The sequence below is a fragment of the Vitiosangium sp. GDMCC 1.1324 genome (assembly GCF_003044305.1).
Classification (GTDB): Bacteria; Myxococcota; Myxococcia; order Myxococcales; family Myxococcaceae; genus Archangium.
Genome location: NZ_PZOX01000012.1, coordinates 254,312 through 272,772 on the forward strand (window position 1 = coordinate 254,312; position 18,461 = coordinate 272,772).

The 18,461-nt window shown below is 65.7% G+C and carries 16 protein-coding genes; 12 read left to right on the top strand and 4 right to left on the bottom strand.

The features are described 5' to 3' along the window. The first annotated feature begins 32 nt into the window (after positions 1 to 32). From DAT35_RS31600 to DAT35_RS31615, 4 genes are all read left to right on the top strand, one after another. The gene (locus DAT35_RS31600) at positions 33 to 791 is read left to right on the top strand and encodes a methyltransferase (RefSeq protein WP_108071944.1); all 759 of its coding nucleotides are present in this window, start codon (positions 33 to 35) and stop codon (positions 789 to 791) included. Positions 792 to 861: 70 nt separating this feature from the next. Further along, positions 862 to 2,007, top strand: coding sequence for a hypothetical protein (locus DAT35_RS31605; protein WP_108071946.1), 1,146 nt, complete (start codon positions 862 to 864; stop codon positions 2,005 to 2,007). 44 nt (positions 2,008 to 2,051) lie between these two features. Then, positions 2,052 to 2,144: a hypothetical protein gene (locus tag DAT35_RS59250; RefSeq protein WP_233261837.1), complete on the top strand. Its 93-nt coding sequence runs from the start codon at positions 2,052 to 2,054 to the stop codon at positions 2,142 to 2,144. 299 nt (positions 2,145 to 2,443) lie between these two features. Next, entirely contained in the window at positions 2,444 to 3,064 is a 621-nt protein-coding gene (locus DAT35_RS31615) for a hypothetical protein (RefSeq protein WP_108071950.1), read from the top strand. A 63-nt stretch (positions 3,065 to 3,127) separates the two neighbouring features. On the opposite strand, the gene DAT35_RS31620 is transcribed toward DAT35_RS31615, so the two are convergent. Next, positions 3,128 to 6,187, bottom strand: a complete 3,060-nt coding sequence (locus DAT35_RS31620) for a TIR domain-containing protein (protein ID WP_108071952.1) — start codon at positions 6,185 to 6,187, stop codon at positions 3,128 to 3,130. A gap of 271 nt (positions 6,188 to 6,458) precedes the next feature. Between DAT35_RS31620 and DAT35_RS59255 the strand changes: the two genes are divergently transcribed. The 3 genes from DAT35_RS59255 (at position 6,459) to DAT35_RS31630 (ending at position 9,426) form a co-directional block, all read left to right on the top strand. Then, positions 6,459 to 6,602 carry a hypothetical protein gene (locus DAT35_RS59255; protein WP_158501973.1) on the top strand — a complete coding sequence of 48 codons (144 nt, stop codon included), beginning with the start codon at positions 6,459 to 6,461 and terminating at the stop codon, positions 6,600 to 6,602. A 115-nt stretch (positions 6,603 to 6,717) separates the two neighbouring features. Beyond that, entirely contained in the window at positions 6,718 to 7,902 is a 1,185-nt protein-coding gene (locus DAT35_RS31625) for a hypothetical protein (protein ID WP_108071954.1), read from the top strand. Positions 7,903 to 7,929: 27 nt separating this feature from the next. Beyond that, positions 7,930 to 9,426, top strand: coding sequence for a hypothetical protein (locus DAT35_RS31630; RefSeq protein WP_108071956.1), 1,497 nt, complete (start codon positions 7,930 to 7,932; stop codon positions 9,424 to 9,426). A 155-nt stretch (positions 9,427 to 9,581) separates the two neighbouring features. Here the strand turns inward: DAT35_RS31630 and DAT35_RS31635 are convergent, their stop codons facing one another. Both DAT35_RS31635 and DAT35_RS31640 read right to left on the bottom strand, forming a co-directional pair. After that, a complete protein-coding gene (locus tag DAT35_RS31635; protein WP_108071958.1) occupies positions 9,582 to 10,127 on the bottom strand; it encodes a hypothetical protein in 546 nt (181 codons plus the stop codon). Positions 10,128 to 10,304: 177 nt separating this feature from the next. Then, a complete protein-coding gene (locus DAT35_RS31640; protein ID WP_108071960.1) occupies positions 10,305 to 12,008 on the bottom strand; it encodes a VWA domain-containing protein in 1,704 nt (567 codons plus the stop codon). Positions 12,009 to 12,450: 442 nt separating this feature from the next. Here DAT35_RS31640 and DAT35_RS59260 point away from each other — a divergent pair, with 442 nt between their 5' ends. Next, positions 12,451 to 12,603 (top strand): hypothetical protein, encoded by a 153-nt coding sequence (locus tag DAT35_RS59260; RefSeq protein WP_158501974.1) that lies wholly within the window; start codon positions 12,451 to 12,453, stop codon positions 12,601 to 12,603. Between the two features lie 16 nt (positions 12,604 to 12,619). On the opposite strand, the gene DAT35_RS31645 is transcribed toward DAT35_RS59260, so the two are convergent. After that, entirely contained in the window at positions 12,620 to 12,883 is a 264-nt protein-coding gene (locus tag DAT35_RS31645) for a hypothetical protein (protein ID WP_108071962.1), read from the bottom strand. A 184-nt stretch (positions 12,884 to 13,067) separates the two neighbouring features. Between DAT35_RS31645 and DAT35_RS59265 the strand changes: the two genes are divergently transcribed. From DAT35_RS59265 to DAT35_RS61120, 4 genes are all read left to right on the top strand, one after another. Next, positions 13,068 to 15,530: a hypothetical protein gene (locus DAT35_RS59265; protein WP_158501975.1), complete on the top strand. Its 2,463-nt coding sequence runs from the start codon at positions 13,068 to 13,070 to the stop codon at positions 15,528 to 15,530. Between the two features lie 217 nt (positions 15,531 to 15,747). Continuing rightward, complete coding sequence (locus tag DAT35_RS31655; RefSeq protein WP_146209966.1) at positions 15,748 to 16,668, top strand: hypothetical protein; 921 nt, start codon at positions 15,748 to 15,750, stop codon at positions 16,666 to 16,668. A gap of 5 nt (positions 16,669 to 16,673) precedes the next feature. Next, positions 16,674 to 17,045, top strand: a complete 372-nt coding sequence (locus DAT35_RS31660) for a hypothetical protein (RefSeq protein ID WP_108071966.1) — start codon at positions 16,674 to 16,676, stop codon at positions 17,043 to 17,045. 126 nt (positions 17,046 to 17,171) lie between these two features. Beyond that, positions 17,172 to 18,353 carry a glycoside hydrolase family 55 protein gene (locus tag DAT35_RS61120; RefSeq protein WP_233261838.1) on the top strand — a complete coding sequence of 394 codons (1,182 nt, stop codon included), beginning with the start codon at positions 17,172 to 17,174 and terminating at the stop codon, positions 18,351 to 18,353. The last annotated feature ends 108 nt before the right edge of the window (positions 18,354 to 18,461 follow it).

An 18,461-nucleotide genomic window follows, 5' to 3' on the forward strand; every position in this document is an offset into this window, starting at 1 on the left:
GCGGCCCAGGACTGCTGGTATACGCGGCCCATATGAATGAGGCCGTCCTTCATCGAGCTCTCACGGTCGCCGTGCTGGTGTTGGGCGGGCTGACCTTCGTCGGCTTGCACTTCATCGTCGCGCCGTATGGGCGCCACTACACAGGCGGGTGGGGACCCACGCTCCGAACGCGGACTGCGTGGATTCTCATGGAGTCACCCGCGGTGCTCCTCTTCGGTTCCATCTTCGCTTTGGGACAACACCGGACGGAGTGGGTGCCGTTGGCCTTGCTCGGCCTCTGGATGCTCCATTACGTCCACCGCACTTTCATCTACCCCTTCCAGCTCAAGGCCGACAGGAAGCGGACGCCTTGGCTCATCGTGTCGCTGGCGCTCATCTTCAACACGCTCAACGCTTACGTGAACGCGCGGTGGATTTCACATCTCGGGACGTATTCGAACGCATGGCTCCTGGACCCGCGGTTCGTGTTGGGGGCGCTGCTGTTTCTTCTCGGCAAATGGGTGAACATCACTTCGGACACCACGCTCCTTCGCCTGCGAGCGCGTGGCGAGGGCGGGTACCAGATTCCCCAGGGCGGTCTCTACAGACTGGTGTCCTGTCCCAACTATCTGGGTGAAATCATGGAGTGGGTGGGCTGGGCGATCGCGACCTGGTCGCTCGCGGGTGTCTCGTTTGCGCTGTACACGGCTGCGAACCTGGTGCCGCGGGCTTTGTCCCATCACCGCTGGTACCGCGAAACCTTCGCGGACTACCCGTCCCAACGGCGCGCGCTCATCCCGTTCTGGTTGTGACGGCTCTCACCGCGCGCGACGCCGAGGGCGTCGTGCTACACCAGTTCCCCCGAACCAACGAGGGGGAAACATGCGCGGATATCAGGCAGGACTGCTCCTGGTGGGCTTGTGGCTGGCGGCGTGCGGAAGCGTGAAGCGCGAGGACTTCGACGCGGAGCTCGCCACGGCCGTGTGCGAGAAGTACGTGCGCTGCGGGTTGTCGTACGACGCGGACTCCTGCGAACAGGGCCTGGCGGTGGGGTTTCTCGCTCAGCATGGGTTGAACGCGCAGTACAGCGTGGCCATCAACGCGGGCCAGATGCACTACGACGCGGATGCGGCCGAGAAGTGTCTGGAGAAGATCCGGAGTGGCCCCTGTGACGTGGACCCGCTGTCCTCGCGGATGTTGCTGGAGGGCGTGGGCATGTCCGCGGACTGCCGGTTCCTCTTCGGTGAGGTGGCGGACGGCGAGGCCTGTCGTTGGAGTGGTGAGTGTGGTGCCCCATCCGTCTGCAGCTCGACGGCCCCTTGGTACTGCGGGACCTGTCAGCCCAAGCGCGCCGAGGGAGCCCAGAGCCCATCCTCCCTTCTGTGCATGGAAGGCCTCGTCTCCTTCCAGTCCACCTGCCAGCAACCCCTGAAGGAGGGGCAGTCCTGCGATCAGCCGGGCATCGACTACTCGGAGGCCTGTGAGCCGGATCTCATCTGCGATTCGGACAGCCTCGTCTGCCGGCGCCTCGCGTCCAAGGGCGAGGCCTGCGACCTCCAAAGCCATCGGTGTGCCTGGAACCTCGCGTGCATCGACGGTACCTGCCATGCGCTGAACGGCAAGGGAGAGTCCTGTACCGCCCAGGCCGCGAACGTCCTCGACCTCAGCGGATGCCAGCGGGAGCTCTTCTGCGATGCCGACCCTGGTGCGCCCGGCAGGTGCCGCCCGCGGCTCGTCGACGAGGGCTCCTCGTGCCGCGACTACCGGGAGTGCGGCCGAGGCCTCTACTGCGAGGGCTCGGACACCGGGAGCGGTCAGCGCGGCACGTGCCGTCGACTCGCGCGAGAGGGGGAGAGCTGCGACGGGCGCGTCTGCAATTTTCGCTTCTACTGCTCCGAGTCGTCCCGCACCTGCATGCCCCGCAGGCAGTTCGGTGAGTCATGCGCGGACGAGGCCTCTTCGTGTGCCCTGGGACTCTCGTGCAACGGGCGCACCTGCGGAGGCCTGGACTACAACTGCCATCCGTAATGCACTACGGCAGGGACTTCTTCTCGAAGAGCGGGCAGGACACCATGGTCCCCAAGCAAAAAGGCGCGAGGTTCAGTGACGGCTCGGGCTTCACGAAGATGGACATCCAGAAGCTCCACAAGTTGTATGGGTGCTAGGAATCCTTGACGTGCAGCGCTCGGCCTCTTCCCTTCCTGGAGGCTCTGACTCCTTCTTGGGGGGACGACGTCCGAGGGATGGCTGGGGCGGGTTCATTCCGTGGATTCCAGGCCGTTGGCCCGCTCCCCCTCCTTGCTCGGGGCTTGGAACGGCCCTCTCCGTGAGGCTGCCCGCTCGGTGTGTCGAGGCACGGTCTTCCCGAGGTGTGCTGCGGCCAGGGAGCGGGCTGCACATGGTCCTTGGTGGAGCGCCCGTCCAGGGCGCTCGTGCGCGAGCACCCCCAGAGAGGAGAGGCACCATGGACGAGACACCTCGCAAGCAGTTCCAACCCCTACCGGGCGTGCGCTGGGGCGCGGTGGCCACGGGCGCGCTGCTGGGGGCCGCCGTATGGCTGGTGCTCCTGCGCTTCGGAGACATGCCGCAGATGTTCTCGTTGTCGTTGGAGAAGAACGCGCCCGGACTCGGGCTGCGGGTGTGGTGGGTGGTGGCGCCGCTGCTCGCCTCGGGCGTGGCGTCGTGGACGGGGGTCTGCGCCTCGGGTGAACGGGGCATCCGGGACGCGTACCTGCACGGGTTGCTCGCCTGGGCGGGTGCGCTGCTGCTGGCCGCCCTGGTGGGACTGGGCAGCGTGGGCGTCTTGCCGGAACTGGGGTGGAGCGGGCTCGCGGCGGTGGTGGGCGCCGTCGTGGGAGCCGCGCTCGGGCGGGCCCTCCTGGCCGGGCGTGTGGCGGTGCCCTGGGTGCATTCCGGAGCCAGCCGTCGTCCCCTGCTGCGCGGGGATGCTCCGGTCGAGGCGGGCTCGCCCTCCCAGCCCCGAGCGCGGTGGAGGGATGTGCTCGGGGAACGGCGGGGGACGCCGGGGGACCAGCGGCCCGGTGCGCACGAGGACGCGCGGGACCCGGACCACGATCTGCACTGACGGAGGCTCGCTCGGGGCTGGGGGCGAACCCACCTCGAACAGGACGTTCCCCGGCTCGCGGCCCTACTGGCACAGGGGCTGGTAGGGGATTCCGGGCACATACTGTTTCCACTCCTCGGGGCTGAGGCCCGAACCCACGAGCTGACATGCCACACCGATGGGGTTGGCGACGACCGCCGGCAGAACGCCGAGGTCCCACACCATGGCGAGGCGGTCGCGGCTGCTGGTCACCAGCCAACGCCCGTCGGCGCTGAGCGCCAGGTCCTGTACGTTACGGGAGAGCATCCGCAGCGTCGCCACCCGGTTCGGTGCGGCCGCATGGGCGACGTCCCACAGGATCGCGGTCCCGTCCTCGCTCACCGTTGCCAGCAGGTTCCCTCCGGGGTGGTAGCCAATGTCGTTGATCTCCCCCGTGTGGCCCTTCAGCGTGGCGACATGGCGGGGTCGAGCGGGGTCGGTGACGTCCCACAGGTTCACGTTTCCCTGACGACGACCGCTTCCGTAATCGGAATGGGTGGTCGCCAGCGAGTGCCCGTCCGGGCTGAAGGCCGCCTTCTTGGCGTTGTCCAGGCTCGGTTCGGAAAGGTGAGCCGGAGAGGATTCGGAGGAGATGCGAACCGGACGGGAGGGATTGGAGATATCCCAGAGGATCAGCCCATAACCCTGGGGGAGGGCCAGGACCTTTCCGTCCGGGCGGAAGGCAATTCCGCCCAGGATGTTGATGCCGGAGAACGTGATGAGCGGGGTCGGGTGGGTGCGATCCTTGACGTCCCACAGCGCTCCCCATGCCTCACTGAAGACCAAGCCGCCCGTGGCCACCAGCGTCGTTCCGCGCGGGCTGAACGCCACGGTCGACACGGCGGTTGAACGGGTCTCGGTGGCGACCTTGCGCGGGTGCTCCGGGGCCGTGACGTCCCACAGCACGATCGCGCCCTGACCGCTGTAGTTCACCTCGTTGCCGGCGGCGCTCCCCAGGGTGGTACCGTCCGCGCTGAACGAGACGGCATTCACGGAGCTGATGCGCCCGGGCAGCGTCGCCAACCTGCTCGCGTGGCGTGGGTCGGTGACGTCCCAAAGGAGCACGGTCCCCCCGAAGCCCGCGGTCGCCAGGGTGTGGCTGTCTGGGCTGAACGCGGCCGCATCCCCCACGCCCTCCTCCTCGGCCAGCGTCGCCACGGCCGTCGGTTCGGGGTGGCGGGTGTGCCAGCGCGTCACGGTGGTTCTGTCGTCGGCGGTGCTGAGGGTCAGGCCATCCGGGCTGAACGCCACGGCCTGCACCGAGCCCGTGTGGCCGCCCAGCACCACCGGACTCGGCCGGGTCGGGTCGCGGAGGTTCCAGAGGCGCGCCGTGCCGTCGTTACTGGCGGTCGCGAGCGTACCGCCGTCCGGGCTGAACGCCACCGCATTGAGCGAATCGATGTGGCCAACGAGTATGGCGAGCCGCTTGGGGGTACTCGGAGCGGAGATGTCCCACAGGTCCGCGTTGCGGTCGTGGGCGGTGACGAGCAGGCGGCTGTCCGGGCTGAACGCGGGGTGTTCCGACGAGAGCGGCAGCCGCACCAACTCTCTCGGGCGGGTGAGCTCGGAGACGTCCCACAGGGTCTGGCCCGTCCCATGGGTCACCACCAGACCCGTGGGCGACTCCTTGCCGGCGAGCAACCCCGAGGAGGTGAGGAGCAGGCGGCCATTCGGGCTGAAGAGCACCTCTTCGGAGTCGAAGACCCGGGTCCGTGTCAGCAGTCGCTGGGGTCTTGTGCGGTCGCCGAGATGCCAGAGGATGAGTGAACCGTCGCCGGCGCCCTTGTCCTTGCCCGGGCGGCAGACCGTGGCCAGGGTCTTCCCGTCGGGGCTGAAGGCCACTGCCGACACATCGGGCAGGTCGGTCAGGGTGGCGACTTGCCGGGGCCGGGCGCGCTCGGTCAGATCCCACAGGATGACGGTGCCGTCACGGGCCGCGATGGCCAGCGTGCCGCCGTCGGCGCTGAAGGCGACATCCTCCAGGGACTCGGCCTTGCTGGAGAGGTCCGCCAGCCGGGTCAGGCCGGAGTCGGTGACATCCCACAGGGTCACGCCCACTTCCTTGCTGGAGAAGTTCTTGACGGTGGCCAACGTCCGCGCGTCCGGGCTGAACACCGCCGATTCGATGCGGTCCCGGAGGGAAGAAAGGGAATCGTCTGAACTGGAATCGCCCGAACTGAAACCGCCCCCGTAGCGGGTATTCATCAGGTTGGTGATCAGGCCGACCCGGGCCAGAGGCGTGGGATTTACTCGTAGCGCGGCGAGGTTGAGCCGGAGCGACATCTGGGGCTGGGACTCGCGGAGGTTTTCGGCCTCCGCCAGGAGGGCCCGGCCCGTGGCCAGGCGGCGCTGCTCCTCGGCGACCGTTCGCTGCTGCTCGGCGAGCTTTCGCTGCTCTTCGGCGACGGAGCGTTGCTGCTCGGCGGCGGAGCGTTGCTGCAGGGCCACTCTGGCGGTGATCAGGGCAACGACGAGCAGGGCGATCAGGCCGGCGATGGCTGCCCAGCGTAGCCGTGTGGCGAGGCGGTGCTGGCGGATGTCCTCGCTGTCCAGCTCGTCCTTGGGGATGCCGTGGACGGAGGCGGCCAGTGCTCCCACGCTGCTGCGGAACCTGACGTGCCGCTCGGAGAGCTGGGTCTCGGTGCGGGCCCAGGTCAGGTCCACCCACAGCGGCTCCGCGTCGAACGCGCCGCGCAGTTGCTCGGGCAGCGCGGTGGTGCGCTGCCAGTCGAAGTCACCTGCCTTCGCGTCCCAGTGAATCTCCCCCTCGGTGAGCGCGATGAGGAACGTGTCGCGCTCACGTTCCTCCTGCCAGAAGGAGACTTCGCGTCGAACCCACTCCGAGCGGGCGGCTTCCGGGGAGGCGAGCAGGATGAAGTAACGCGAGCTGCGCAGCGCGCTCTCGATGGTGACCCAGAGATCCGGGTTGGCCGCGAGGCTGCCCTCGTCGCGGAACACCCGCAGGGCGCGCGGCCGGTACCAGCGTTTGGCCAGGCGGTGCAGACAGCGTTGCACCGCGGGAGCGAGCTGATTGTCGACCGCATGGCTGTAGGAGATGAACGCGTCGTAGATCCACTTCGGCTCGGGCGACTGGTTGCTGCGCATCGCACCACCCCCCGGACGGCTCAGGCCCGCCCCAGTCTGCACGGAATGGCGAAGCCGGTGCCGGGTCCGCCGGGCGAGGCTGTCGTCCCTCCAACCATTCCGGCGGCGGGGTCAACAACACGCACAGGCGCGAGTCCTCTTCCTACTGCCCGAGCGACTCACATGTCTGACATCTTCTTGGCTTTCTTGGGCTCAAAGCACCTTTGGCGCGCACTTCGAGGTCGCCGAGGAGGCGGGGTTGCTCCACCGCCCGGACAGGAAAACCCTGGCCTTGACCTCCGAGGGCATGTTCTTCGCGGATGCCGTTGCAGGCCTCCTGTCCATGGACCGCGTGGCGTTCCTGAGGCGCCTGTCCGAGGTACTGAGGCGCCAGCCCGAGCCAGAGAGCGAAGAGGCTCGCGACTTCATGGGCTGAGGGGACGTGGCGGTGTTGCAATGTTTTGAGGTTGCCAGTGCAGCTCGGTTGCGTTTGAGTGTGTCGCTCCAAGCGGGAGCCATCGGCTCCTCCAGAGGGCGGATCCACCGAGGCCATGTCCCAGAAAAGAATCGCGGCGAACCTCGAGTACCTCCAGCAGCACTTCGAGCAGCACGTCAATCCGCGGGGGAGGCAGACTGGCTACTTCCGGTACTCCTTCGGGCGCCGGGAGGACGACCCGATGAGTGCCTTCGCCAGATTGGAGTACTCCCAGGGCACCGGCTCATCGTCCCTGGCGCGCTACATCCCCTTGGAGGCGCTGGACGTCGAGGAGACGCGGTTTCGGGCCTTCGTCGCCGGGACCGCGCGAGCCATCGTCGAGAACGTTCCTCGCTTCCTGTCGGACCTGGTGCTGGTCGACGTCCAGCTCCTGGAGGACGTGGTGCTCGTCGACGAAGCGGACCTTAGTGAGCGGGTAGCGCAGACGCTTCGCGAAAACGCGTTCGAGTCCGCCGTGTCGTGTCTCGAGACCGTCTGCGAGCACCTGGAGGTGGAGCTTCCCGAGGACCGGCCCGACTACCTCGAGTTGCTCCAAGCGCTCCTCATGTATGACATTTTCGACGCGGACTTCGAGGCGCTCCTCGACGACCTGTCCTCCAGGCTGAAGGCGCTCCCCATCGAAGAGCGCCCCGAGGCGACCCGTTGGATTGTCATCACCGCCAACTGGTCGCAGTGCAAGCCCCACAAGGTCATCTGGAGGGGACAGGAACTCCCGCTGTGGCATGGCCTCGTCTTGGAGTTGGGAGCGCTCCACCGGGAGTGGCATGGTGCGGACATCCCACGCATCCCACGCCGAGGCGATGAGAACGTCGTGGAGCGGCAAGAGACCCGGCCCGTCATCCAGTGGTCGTCCGACCCCCATCCCGTCCTCCGCATTCCCATGGCGCAGTCCGTCACCTGGAGACGGTCCTTCCGGAACGTGGGTGAGCAAGGGGCGGGAGTGAGCATCTCGGTGACTGGGGACTTCATCAAGACGAGTCTGGTGGAGCCGCGCCTGGTGGTGAATGGCGTCGAGCGTCCCTTGCACGTCTCGTTCATCTCGGGAGCCGAGGCCCAGATTCCGATGCCCCTGGATCCTTCGAGTGAGCACCACCTCGAGCTCACCTTCCAGGCCCGAGGCGGAGGTGGAGGCATCATCGACGTGGGCGTGATGGCGTGGGTTCCCTCGGAGGACACGAGCGATGGGATGGGCTCGGTGTCCTCGGAGCTCAAGGAGACGCTTCAGGTGTTCGTCGGCTGAGGGCCGATTCGGAACGGAGGACAGACGATGACGACGAGGCCCTTGCGGCGCCTGTGGGCGAGCGGCGAGACACTGTGGGTTGGAAGCCTGACCCACCTGGACATCTACGAGAAGAACCAGGGCATTCAGCGCTGGGTGAAGGGAGATGTGGAGTTCAATCGGATGTCGAACGTCGTCCTGGCCGTGGCACCCGAGAAGGAGCGGGTCTGGGTGGGGCGTGGGGCGCAGCGCGAGGTGGAGAAGTTCGGGCCCGAGAACCATCCGCCCCGAGTCTTCACCTTGACTCGGGGACTGGACACGCCCGTCACGCCGCTGGAGGTGGAGCTGGCGGACCTGGTGTGTGATGGGGAGCGACTCATCGGTTGCCAGGTCGACGGTCGTCCGGGGCTGGCCAGCATCCTGTGGAGCGATTTGTCGGCGAGCGCCTGGCAGACGATGCCACTCCCCGAGCCGGTCGTCGGCGTGCCGTGTGAGCTCTTCCCTCCCGAGGAGGGCGTGGAGGGGGATCCTTCCGGGGTCCTGCTCTCGACTCACTTACACGGCGTGGTGGCGGTGGATCCCGGCTCGGGGTTGATCGCCGTGATTCGTCCGGGCTCGTCGAAGGTGGACTTCGTCTTGAAGCTCGCGCCGGCGAGGCTCAAGGAGCAATGGTTCGCGGTTCCCACCCGGAAGGGGGTGCTGCTCGGCATCACGCGGAACGGGACGTCCTCGGCGCTGCTCCATTACACCGAGGACGGGCGCCTCACGGATGAGCTCAACATGCAGGAAGACACCAGTGTTCGAGGCCTCGCGCTGGCGGATGAGGACACGGCCCTGGTCGTCATGAAGAGGCACCTCGCCCTGGCACCGGTGTCGCCCGAGCTGACCATCTCGGAGATGGTGCCGGTCGACATGGAGGATACGTTCCGCTTCGCCACGGCGACCGCGGCTCCCGGCAGGGTCTGGATTGCGCCGGACTACCTCGACTACGGCTGGATTGCCCAGGTGCGCTGCGAGGCCGGCAAGCCGCCGGAGCTCTGGAAGTTCAAGGCACCGCTGGCTCAAGGCGAACCGCTCTGGGATTACGGGTGCTCGCGCCCTCGGCTCGACTGGGAGGACGCCTCGGCGACCGACACGATGAAACGCAAGTTTTCCGTTCCGCTGGCGTCCTCCTCGACCTGGAGGCAGCGCTTCCGGAACGTGGGGACCGAGGCGACGGGACTGCGCCTCCTGGTGGGAGGCCGGCCTCTTGGAGCGGACGCGGTGACGGTTCGCGTGCGACTGAACGGTGAGGAGCTCGTTCCCGCCTCCCACGCGGGGGATGACATGCGCTTCGAACACCGGATGTCGATTCCGCCAGGGGCGACCGGTGAGCTCGAGGTCACGGTTCATGGCCAGCAGATGTGCTCGGGGCTCGTCGCCGTGAGTCTCGCCCCCTGGACTCCATCGAAATACCTGCCGGCCCCCGAGAGTCTCGGTGGAATGCACAGTGAGATCTACAGCTTCCTGGAGCTGTCGGTCGTGGACCCGTCGTCTGTGTCGTAAGACATTCCGAGCGAGGGCCCGTTGATGGGGATGACTGGAACACCACAGGAGCTCAAGGCCCGCGTGAAGCGCCATGACGTCCGTGAGATGGACGGCCATCTCGAGATCTATTTCTGAGCCACGCACAGCCCAGCAGCAAGCCGGGCCTCGCCGCTTCACAGACAAGCGAAGGGCTGGGACATATCCGGGTAACACTGTGCGCCGAACAGGCGTGCGAAGGAGACGTGGACGCGCCGCGTCTCGTGGGCCCGGCGCCGCACGCGGATCTCAAAGCGCACCGGTATGCTCACGGGCAGGGTGTTGCTCACCTCTCCGTAGAAGGACTCCGTCAGGCGGACGTTGCGCACGGTATGGTCAATCCAGTTCGTCCCGTCGTGGAGCTGCAACGCCAACTGGCCATCATCCACGCTGTCGGAGGGACCGGAAGCGCTGGCGGCGTCCACGTCCATCTGGACCGAGCCGCGGACGAGTCCGGGCTGGAAATGGGTGTAGAAGCCATCGAGGTACCCGATGACCTGATGGCCCGCGCCGGGCTCGATCAGTACCTCCTCTCCGGCGGACAGCTCCACTTCGTAGCCGTGGGTCGCGGCGGACTGTTGCAGGGCCGCGCCCCGGGTCTGGAGGGAGGAGGTGGAAGACTGCTCGGAGCCACAACCGGACACGAGCAGGGCACACAGCGAGAGAACAAGGTTCTTGGACATGGGACGGGTCCTTGGGATTGAGAATCGGGTGGTGAGAGGGAATGGGTCCGGGGCGCGCGCCGTGCGCCGCCGGCTCCCCCTTGACGAAAACCGCTCGAAAACCCTGACAACCCTTGGACGGACCCGCGAAGGTGTGTTGGGAGCGCGGGCCGTGTAGGAGCAGCGCCCGCAGTCGCCCTACGGCGCGGAGCTGGTGCTCGTGTGGCTCTGGCCAATCGCGTACAGGATGGCGTCCCGCAGCTCGGTCGTGCTGTCCGCACGGAAGAAGCTGCCCTTGCCCGCCAACGCAATGCTCTGGAGCATGGGGCTGCTGTCGCCGTAACCGACAACGAACGTGCGCATCGTCTGGATTGCCGGCATGTCGTCACGCAGATCCATGTGCGACAGGAAGAATGCCACGTCATCCATGAAGTTCTTGTTGCCCACGCCAAGGCCGGTCGGCCAGTTGTATTCGGTGTAGTCACACGCCTCCTTGGTGGAGCCGACAAGGTCGCAGTAGTTCACGCCACCCACGTCAGGGTTCACCTCCGGGTAGACCGGATCGAACCGGAGCAGCGAGCCATCGTCGTGCCGCCTCTGGTAGTACATGAGGAGCTCCATCATCTTGGTGATGGGCACCGTGTTGTCCGAACGAGGCGTTCCCCCGCTCACCACGATGACGGCATTGGTCTGGAACCTGAAGCACGTGGAACGCCGCTGGGCCCAGGGCTCCTCCCAGGGCTGGCCTGGCAGATAGGCTCCGGTCGATGGGTCGGAGCGAGGCTGCTTCAGCCACTCGTCTGGAGCCATACCCCAGTAAAGGCCTACCTTGCCCGTGTAAGGGTCATCGTAGGTGCCACCATTGCAGCACCCCGGCCAGCCGAAGTACCCGGGGGAGAGCGGCTGCTTGAACCACTTCTCCCACTTGCCGTCCATCTGCTGCGAGGAGTAGTAGCCACCCAGACCGAACAGGGCCTCGCCAATGGAGCGCTCGTTGTTGCGGTACTGCATGTTGTTGACGGCCTTCATCAGCCCGGGCCGATCCATCGCCGTCTCATCGAAGGTGGGATGGGACTGTTCGCAGGTCGGACGCAGCGGTGCGAGCAGCTCCGGCGGATCGAACCAGCCGTGGTCCCTGCCGAAGGTGGCCACGCCCAGGCGCGTGTGGGTCACCGATTTGATGACGTCCTTGATCACCTTGCGCGCAATCACGAACTTGGGCGGACGCACGTTGAGGACCCGGCCACTGACAACCCACTTGCGATACGCCTCGGGAGGAATCTGTGGCTCGCCGGGCTCCCGGACGGGGCCATGCTGATACGAAACGGTCGCGGGGTTCACCATCGGACCCCGCCACCAGCCCTTGGTGTTCAGACAGCTCACGCACTCCGCGATGAGTGAGGAGTCGGAGTAGGGGAATGGGTAGTCCTCTATATCCCAGCCCACCTGGCTGTAGCAGGCGTTGAGTGCGTCACCGTAAGAGTAGTCCAGCTGGCGGGTGTCAAGGCTGAGCGAGGACGGGTACTCCTTCACCATCCAGGCGATGCGCCGGCCGCGAGTGAAATAGAACGCATTCGGATTGAAGAAAGGAGAGGCGAGGTCGGGGTCGCTATCATAGACGACGGAGCCGTTCTTCGCCGGGTCCGAGCTGTTCGCGTCGAACCAGCTCATCGCGGAGACCAGCGCCGGGTCCGAGCAACCCGTGTTGATTGCCATTCCAGCCGAGCCTACTCCTCCAAGATCTCCAGGAGCGGGGTTCGAGGGCGTGGGGTAGTAGCCGGGTGTGAAGACCTCGGGCAGATACTGTGGGAAGTCCTGCATGGACTCGCTGTTGTCCAGCAGGAGGATGACATTGGGTGGAACATCCTGTGCATGGCTCGGGAGGGGCAGAAACCAAAACATTCCTGCTGCCACCAGTCCCACGTTCAAACCTCTACATGTACCCCATCCACCTGGCATATCGCGCCCTCCAGACGAGCCCCACTGAATGGTGGGGAGTGCTCGTTTGACGAGGATGCACGCAACCCCTGACAACGCGACTACGGCCCACGGCCGGCGGTACAACTGGACGAAACGCTGGAGCGAACGGGGCAGAGAGGAAAAGGGAGGCGAGCAGGGGAGTTTCGCGGAGAAATGGGCAGAGCCGGTGGAGTTGGAGGTGGCGCCACTGCCGTGCTGGGAGGGGTTGGGAGTAGAGGAGAGGCAGCGCAAGGTGAGGGGGTTGCTGCTTGGAGGCGGAGGAGGATGCCCGAGAACGGAGCAAGCCCGTGTTGGGAGCGCGGGCCGTGCAGGAGCAGCACCCGAATACCCGGCCCTTTCCTCTGCGCTTCGTGCCCCTGGTCGCTTGACACCCTCTGAGCCGATGACGGGGGCCCGCTTCACCACCGTCAAGGGCCAGGACACCGCCGCCCGCTACGCGGAACTCTTCGGCATCTCGGGCAGCACGGGCCGGGGCGGTGGGTGTGTCGACATCCACCCCGGCACGGTTCGGCGCTGAGCCTCAGGCGCGGTGATCAACCACAGTTGTCGGGATCGTAGATGGCGAAGTTGGTCTTCGTCCCGACGACGCGCAGCGTGTGGCCACAGCTACAATCGCCGTGGCCCACCTCCACGCTGTAGGTCGCATCGCTGTAGTACCTGACAAAGGAGAACCCTTCGCAGTAGGGCAGCTCGTCCTTGCGCGTGCTCAGTTGGGACTCCTCGCTTACGTCCTCGACACCACCACAGCCTGCCAGCAAGCCAACCGCCAACAGCCCGCCAAAGATGCTCTTGCGCATGATGGAAACCTCTAGATGGCAATTCGGGTTTGTGCAGCCTTCCGAGGATAGCGCGTTTCATCGTGAGATGCTCTGGAATCCAGGAGACGACGTCCGGACAGGGCTGGATGTGTCTCCGCGGAACCCCAGGGGTCATTGACCCGTCCGCCGCGAGTCGCGAGAGTGATCGGAGAAAGGTGCTCCCATGAAGGTCGTCTTCATCAATCATCATCTCTTCCAGGACGGCGACACCTATGGGCTCATCTATGCCCTGGTCCTGAATCAGGCGCTCAAGGTGGAGGCCCTGCGACTGGGCCTCTTCTGGATCAACGACGACCTGTATCAGCCCGGCGTGAACGGTGCTTCCCAGGAGGTCCGCGACTACACGCGGAAGGTCCAGACGCGCCTGGGCTACTTCGAATCCTTCGGGCAATTTGGTCCCCAGGTCGTGCTCGCACGCTGCCGGTTCAGCGACGCAGTCGACGTCGTCGAGTACGAGGCGGGGGACAACGAGCTGCTCATCACCGCGAACAAGACCCTGTTCAAGGACAACCCCCGGCTCGTGTCCCTCTTCCTCACGGGAGAGGAGAACGACCCGAGCCTCTGGCTCAAGGAGCTGGACGCCCGACTCGATGCCAGGGTGAAGGTGGACGCAGGCTCCCTCGCGTACGCTGCCAACGCCCTCGAGGTTTCACTGGCGGAGCTGCCGTCCCCGAAGGACCTGGAGCGCCTGCGCAACTACCTCAAGGTCCACTCCAGCTACTCCTCGGACTCGCTCTGTTACCTGGTGAGGGGCCTGGGGCCCTCCACGCGGACGGCGTTCAAGGCGCTGGTGGCTCGGACGTTTGGGTTCGAGCGGGACGACGAGCTCTACTTCGCCTACATCAGCAAGTCGACCGACTACGTCCGGCAGTGCATCACCGTGAAGGGGTTCGCGGCCGTGGCGGACGCGCTGCGCAAGGCCGTCCTCCGCTGCACCCAGGCCTACACGGAAGACAACCGGACCTTCATCCGGACCTTCATGGCCGGCCTGATCGCGCACAAGGACCCGGTCGCCCGGCTGGGCGTTCCCAGCAAGCCCCCGGTCGTCCAGCTGGGCGTTCCCAGCAAGAAGGCTCCCGAGCCCATCCTCCTGCTGTTCTGGATCCGTGGCGCGAAGAAGGACGAGGAGAGCGCCATCCTGGGCACCTACGAGCAGGACGGCTCGGGCAAAGCACCCAGCGTGGGGAAACCCCAGCACCACACCAATGTGACGCTCTACAAACAGGTTCGTCACATGGTCAAGGAGCTCTCCGTCCAGACGGGGGTTCCCATCCTTTTCGTGCCCATTGGCGATGAGCTCGTGGAGGACTTTGGAACGACCGTCACGGATGCGTCCCGGTCGGTGGCGCTTTCGCGGACCGCGCTCGAACATGCCGCGCTCGTGCTGGGCATCTCCCTCACCCAGCGCCCGAGCCACGAGGAGTACACGCGGCTGTGCATGTACCTGCGTGCCCACTACGGCTACGACGCAAGCCAGGTCGAGATGCTGCTGGAACTCCGCAGTGGCTTCAAGAAGGGCGCCAAGGACCACAACCTCATCCGCTTCTTCGAGCGCGAGCCCTTCCGGAACAGGCCCATGGGCGCGCAGATCAACTTCCTGCTTCAGCTCGCCTCCCAGTACCGGGTGGTCCAGGTGGGCATGCGGAGCGGTTCGATGGAGCGCCTGATGTATCTGGGGGTTCCGACCATCTACTTCGATCGCACGAAGCCCCTCCCGGATCTTCCCAATCCCGTGGGCGCCGCACGCATCAAGCAACTCTGCCTCTTCGAGGGCGACAGCCTCACGGAGTTGATGGACTACTTCATGCGCTGCGACGCGGCGCTGAACTCGCCGAATCCCATCAAGGGGTATCCGCTCTTCTTTCAGATTGAAAACAGAGACACCGGATTCCTCAAATACTCATCCGTGAGCGAGAACCGGGTCAACAAGATGATCGAGAAGCTGGCAGAGCACCACCTGCGTGACTACAACCAGCTCAAGCACAAGATCGTCCAGAAGGGGTTCCTCTCGTCCCCCGGGTTCAATGAGCTGCGCCGGAACCTGCTCAAACTCGGAGGGCTGGTGGATGCGGAAGAGCAGAAGATGCTCTTCATGCTCTGGTTCACGATGTTCGTCTATCCCAGGTACTCGGCGCTCCTGAACGCGGATGCTCCACGCGTGGGCGGCGCGCCCCAGCGCAGCAGTTCCTTCCAAACCCGGCTCAATTTTCACCGGACCCTGCGCGAGCTGGAGATCCATACGAAGCGGAAGGAGCGGAGTGATAGAAAGAAAGGCGGAGGCAGCTCGGGCACGAGCACTTCCACCGCGACGGCGTCTCCCCCCTCTTCCTCCGCTTCCTCCTCTTCCTCTTCCTCCTCCGGGATGGGGGGCAGGGGAGGGGGCGCGGCCGTGCCACTCCCGGTCGCGGTGGGCTACCAGGTCAACGATCTGATCCGTGTGGACTACATGGTCGCGTACGACGTCGTCGGGCGCATCACGGGCATCAACGGGAACCTGGTCACCATGCGCATCGACCACTGCTATCGGCCGAATACGTTGACGGAGGTCGAGGATGCGGAGGCCCGCTTCCTCATCGGCAAGAGCATGGACTGGAACAAGGGCGATATCCTCCGCAAGGAGCCCTGAGCAGGCCGAGGAAGGTGTCAAAGATTCGAGCGAGGCCTCGATGAATTTCCGGGCCGGTCAGGCTGTCTTGAGCCGCATGTCCCCCAGCGCCTCTGTGTCCCTCGGCATCCTCGCGGTCTCCCTCGGCCTTCTGACCCCCTCGCGGGCGGCGCGTGCCGAGGAGGGCGACTGTCTCGTCTGGGCGCAACCTGACTCGAGCAAGCGTCCCGGAGGCGGCTTGCACAAGATCAAGATCCGCATGCCCGACGCGATGGCCCGAGACGAAGCGAGCTTGAAGCACGTCGCCGCGGGCCTCGCGAGCGTCGGCGCCCGGGTGCTCTTCGAGTACGGCGCCGGCTCCGAATATCCCTTCTTCGTCCAGGCGACCGATGCACAACTCGATGCCCTGGCGGCCCGTCTCACGGGGCTCTACCAGAATCCGGTCGAGCAGGTCCGGGCCTGGTTTCAATATGCCGACGACGTGGACGTGCTCGAAAGCACCGGTCTGGGCCTGATCGTCGATACCGGCAGGACGCGACCGGACCAGCTCCCGGTTCCGAGAGGGTGGGCCCTCTCGGCTGGACCCGAGCAGCCGGTGTATTGGCTGGTCCACTTCGCCGCACCCATGTTCAATGATTCACCGTGGCTCGCATCCTTGCAGCACGCCCCGGCACTCGAGAGCCCAGCGCCGAGGGTGCTGGTCGACTGGAATGCGACCACCGCCGTGGTCCGCATGACCGCGGTTCAAGCGGGTCAGGTCCGCCGGTTGCCTGGAGTGGACTGGGTCGGTCGCTACGAGGCGGCATTGAAGCTCGGGCGAAGCCTCGGCCCGCCCTCCGGTTGTCTGGAAGGACGCGCCGGTGCTGAGCAACTGCTTCGCTCCGCCGAGGCCCTGCCCGAGGAGGAAGTGGAGCTCGTGGTCGGACTCTTCGAGTCGAACCCCAAGTTGAGCAAGGCGATCCTTGCCCAGGGCGGAGCGGTGTCCGAGAGCGGCGAGGACATGCTTGTCGTCAAGGGACCGCGGCGGCTGATCCGCTGGCTCGCCCGCCGCGTTGAAGTTCGCTTCCTGGACGTGGAGGCCACCGGGGGTCCAGCTGTGGACGGGCTCGGCTCACCTGCTTCAACACCTCGTGCCCCTCGTTCTCCCTCCAAGGAGTAGGAATCATGACCCCGTCCCTCATCGTGCGTGCGCTCGGAGCACTCTCTGCGGCAGTGCTGCTTGGGGGATGCCCCACCTCGCGTTACGTCTTCATCCCCATCGCCCACGCTCCCGGCGAGAGCGGCAGCAACTGCGTCGAGGTCTGCTCTCGAGCCTTGGGCGTCCCCCCGTCGGTCAATTGCGGCTGGAGCGGCGAAGAGGTCCGATGCATCTACTCGGGGCGCGCTCCGGCGCTCCCGAGTCGTCCCTTGGAAGCCTCCGACTGCCGGGCCTCCTGCGCGGAGGCAGGCATGCCCGATGTCGAGAGCTGCGAGGCAATCACCGCCATGAATGGGGAGCCGCTGGTGGCTTGCTCCTATCGGGTGGGCTACCTCTGAGCCCCTCACCCTCCCAGTGCGTGCTCTGAAGCCTGTCGGGTACCGGGTTCACGGCGTTCTGATGGTGATACCGGCGGTCCAATGGATGTCAGACGGGGAGTGTAGAAGGGATGTCCATGGGCCGGCATGATGCTGGTCTGGCTTCAAGGAGATGTCCCTGTGGCTCAACCGGTCTACGTCGATGATCACCGTTACGCAAATGATTCGGACGATACGGCGGCATTCCAGAGGGCGTTCGATACGGGCACGAAGGAGATTCGCTTGTTGGCCCGGACCTACGTGGTGTCCGCTCCGGTGACGCTGAAGACCAAAACCGCCTTGCATGGCGAAGGCAGCGGTGTCACCACCCTCCGCTCGAGCGCGCCCCAGAGTCCTGTCATCCTCATCGAGCAGGGCGCGGACTTCGTCCACATCAGTGGCATGACTATCGAGCATGATGGCCCGTCGGCTCCGGTGGCCGGGGGCGATGGCATCTTCCACGACACCAATGGCATCACGGGCTCGTGGGACCGGGGTGTGCTCACGGATCTGCGCCTGAGCAAGAACTACATCGGGTTCAACGTGGGCATGACGGCCTATACCATGCTGTTCGAGGTCCAGGCGGTGGACAATGTGAGCCACGGTTTCAACATGGTTGCCAGTGCGCTGGGAGCCGCCAACCCTCTCCAGTACTACTTCAGCAAGTGCAGCGCGTCCAAAAACGGGGGTTGTGGCTACCGCTACGAAAGCCGCAACACGGCGCCGGCCACATCGGTCGGTGCGCTGGAAAACTGCATCACCTACGCCAACGGGTCGCATGGCGTCGCGGCGTACGGTGTCCAGACCAACCCACTGGCCAGTATTCGCATTGATGGCGGTTTCTATGGGGAAGACCGCGGCCACGGCATCTACCTCGACACGTGGGGCTCTCAGCATCTGATTCGTCCGGGCTTCGTGGAGCTGGCGAACGAGTGCGGCATCTACATCTCGGACCACAACCGCGAAGTGCAGGTCAGCTGCGGGATGGTGGTCAATAATGGCTTGGATGGTCTGTTCATCAACTGCCCCGACGCGAACGTGACGGGAGGGCAGTTCATCGCCAACGGCCGCCTCCGGATCGATGGTCGCCGCAACGGCGTCTATTATTACAGCAGCGGGACGGGCGTGGTGACGGGTGTTCGATCCAAGGATGTGTCTGCCGCCAATCAGCAGAGCTTCGGCCTCGTCTCCAATGCCGAGGTGCTGGTCACCGGCAGCGACTTGCGAGGCAACATGCTGGCGGGGATCACCGGGCTGACCCATCCGGCCTCCACCGGCAACCGCACCTGAGGACAGCAGGTCCCGGTGTCAGGGCTCGCCCTCGCTCGCATGGCCCTGCCACCGGGCACCGGCTGTCTGCCTGTCACGTACCCTGGCCGTGAGTCATGGCTCGGCGAC

Bases quoted from the DNA above. Each gene is read 5' to 3' on its own strand.
- DAT35_RS31600 (WP_108071944.1), top strand. From the start codon at position 33: ATGAATGAGGCCGTCCTTCATCGAGCTCTCACGGTCGCCGTGCTGGTG.
- DAT35_RS31605 (WP_108071946.1), top strand. From the start codon at position 862: ATGCGCGGATATCAGGCAGGACTGCTCCTGGTGGGCTTGTGGCTGGCG.
- DAT35_RS59250 (WP_233261837.1), top strand. From the start codon at position 2,052: ATGGTCCCCAAGCAAAAAGGCGCGAGGTTCAGTGACGGCTCGGGCTTC.
- DAT35_RS31615 (WP_108071950.1), top strand. From the start codon at position 2,444: ATGGACGAGACACCTCGCAAGCAGTTCCAACCCCTACCGGGCGTGCGC.
- DAT35_RS31620 (WP_108071952.1), bottom strand. From the start codon at position 6,187: ATGCGCAGCAACCAGTCGCCCGAGCCGAAGTGGATCTACGACGCGTTC.
- DAT35_RS31625 (WP_108071954.1), top strand. From the start codon at position 6,718: ATGTCCCAGAAAAGAATCGCGGCGAACCTCGAGTACCTCCAGCAGCAC.
- DAT35_RS31630 (WP_108071956.1), top strand. From the start codon at position 7,930: ATGACGACGAGGCCCTTGCGGCGCCTGTGGGCGAGCGGCGAGACACTG.
- DAT35_RS31635 (WP_108071958.1), bottom strand. From the start codon at position 10,127: ATGTCCAAGAACCTTGTTCTCTCGCTGTGTGCCCTGCTCGTGTCCGGT.
- DAT35_RS31640 (WP_108071960.1), bottom strand. From the start codon at position 12,008: ATGTTTTGGTTTCTGCCCCTCCCGAGCCATGCACAGGATGTTCCACCC.
- DAT35_RS31645 (WP_108071962.1), bottom strand. From the start codon at position 12,883: ATGCGCAAGAGCATCTTTGGCGGGCTGTTGGCGGTTGGCTTGCTGGCA.
- DAT35_RS59265 (WP_158501975.1), top strand. From the start codon at position 13,068: ATGAAGGTCGTCTTCATCAATCATCATCTCTTCCAGGACGGCGACACC.
- DAT35_RS31660 (WP_108071966.1), top strand. From the start codon at position 16,674: ATGACCCCGTCCCTCATCGTGCGTGCGCTCGGAGCACTCTCTGCGGCA.
- DAT35_RS61120 (WP_233261838.1), top strand. From the start codon at position 17,172: ATGATGCTGGTCTGGCTTCAAGGAGATGTCCCTGTGGCTCAACCGGTC.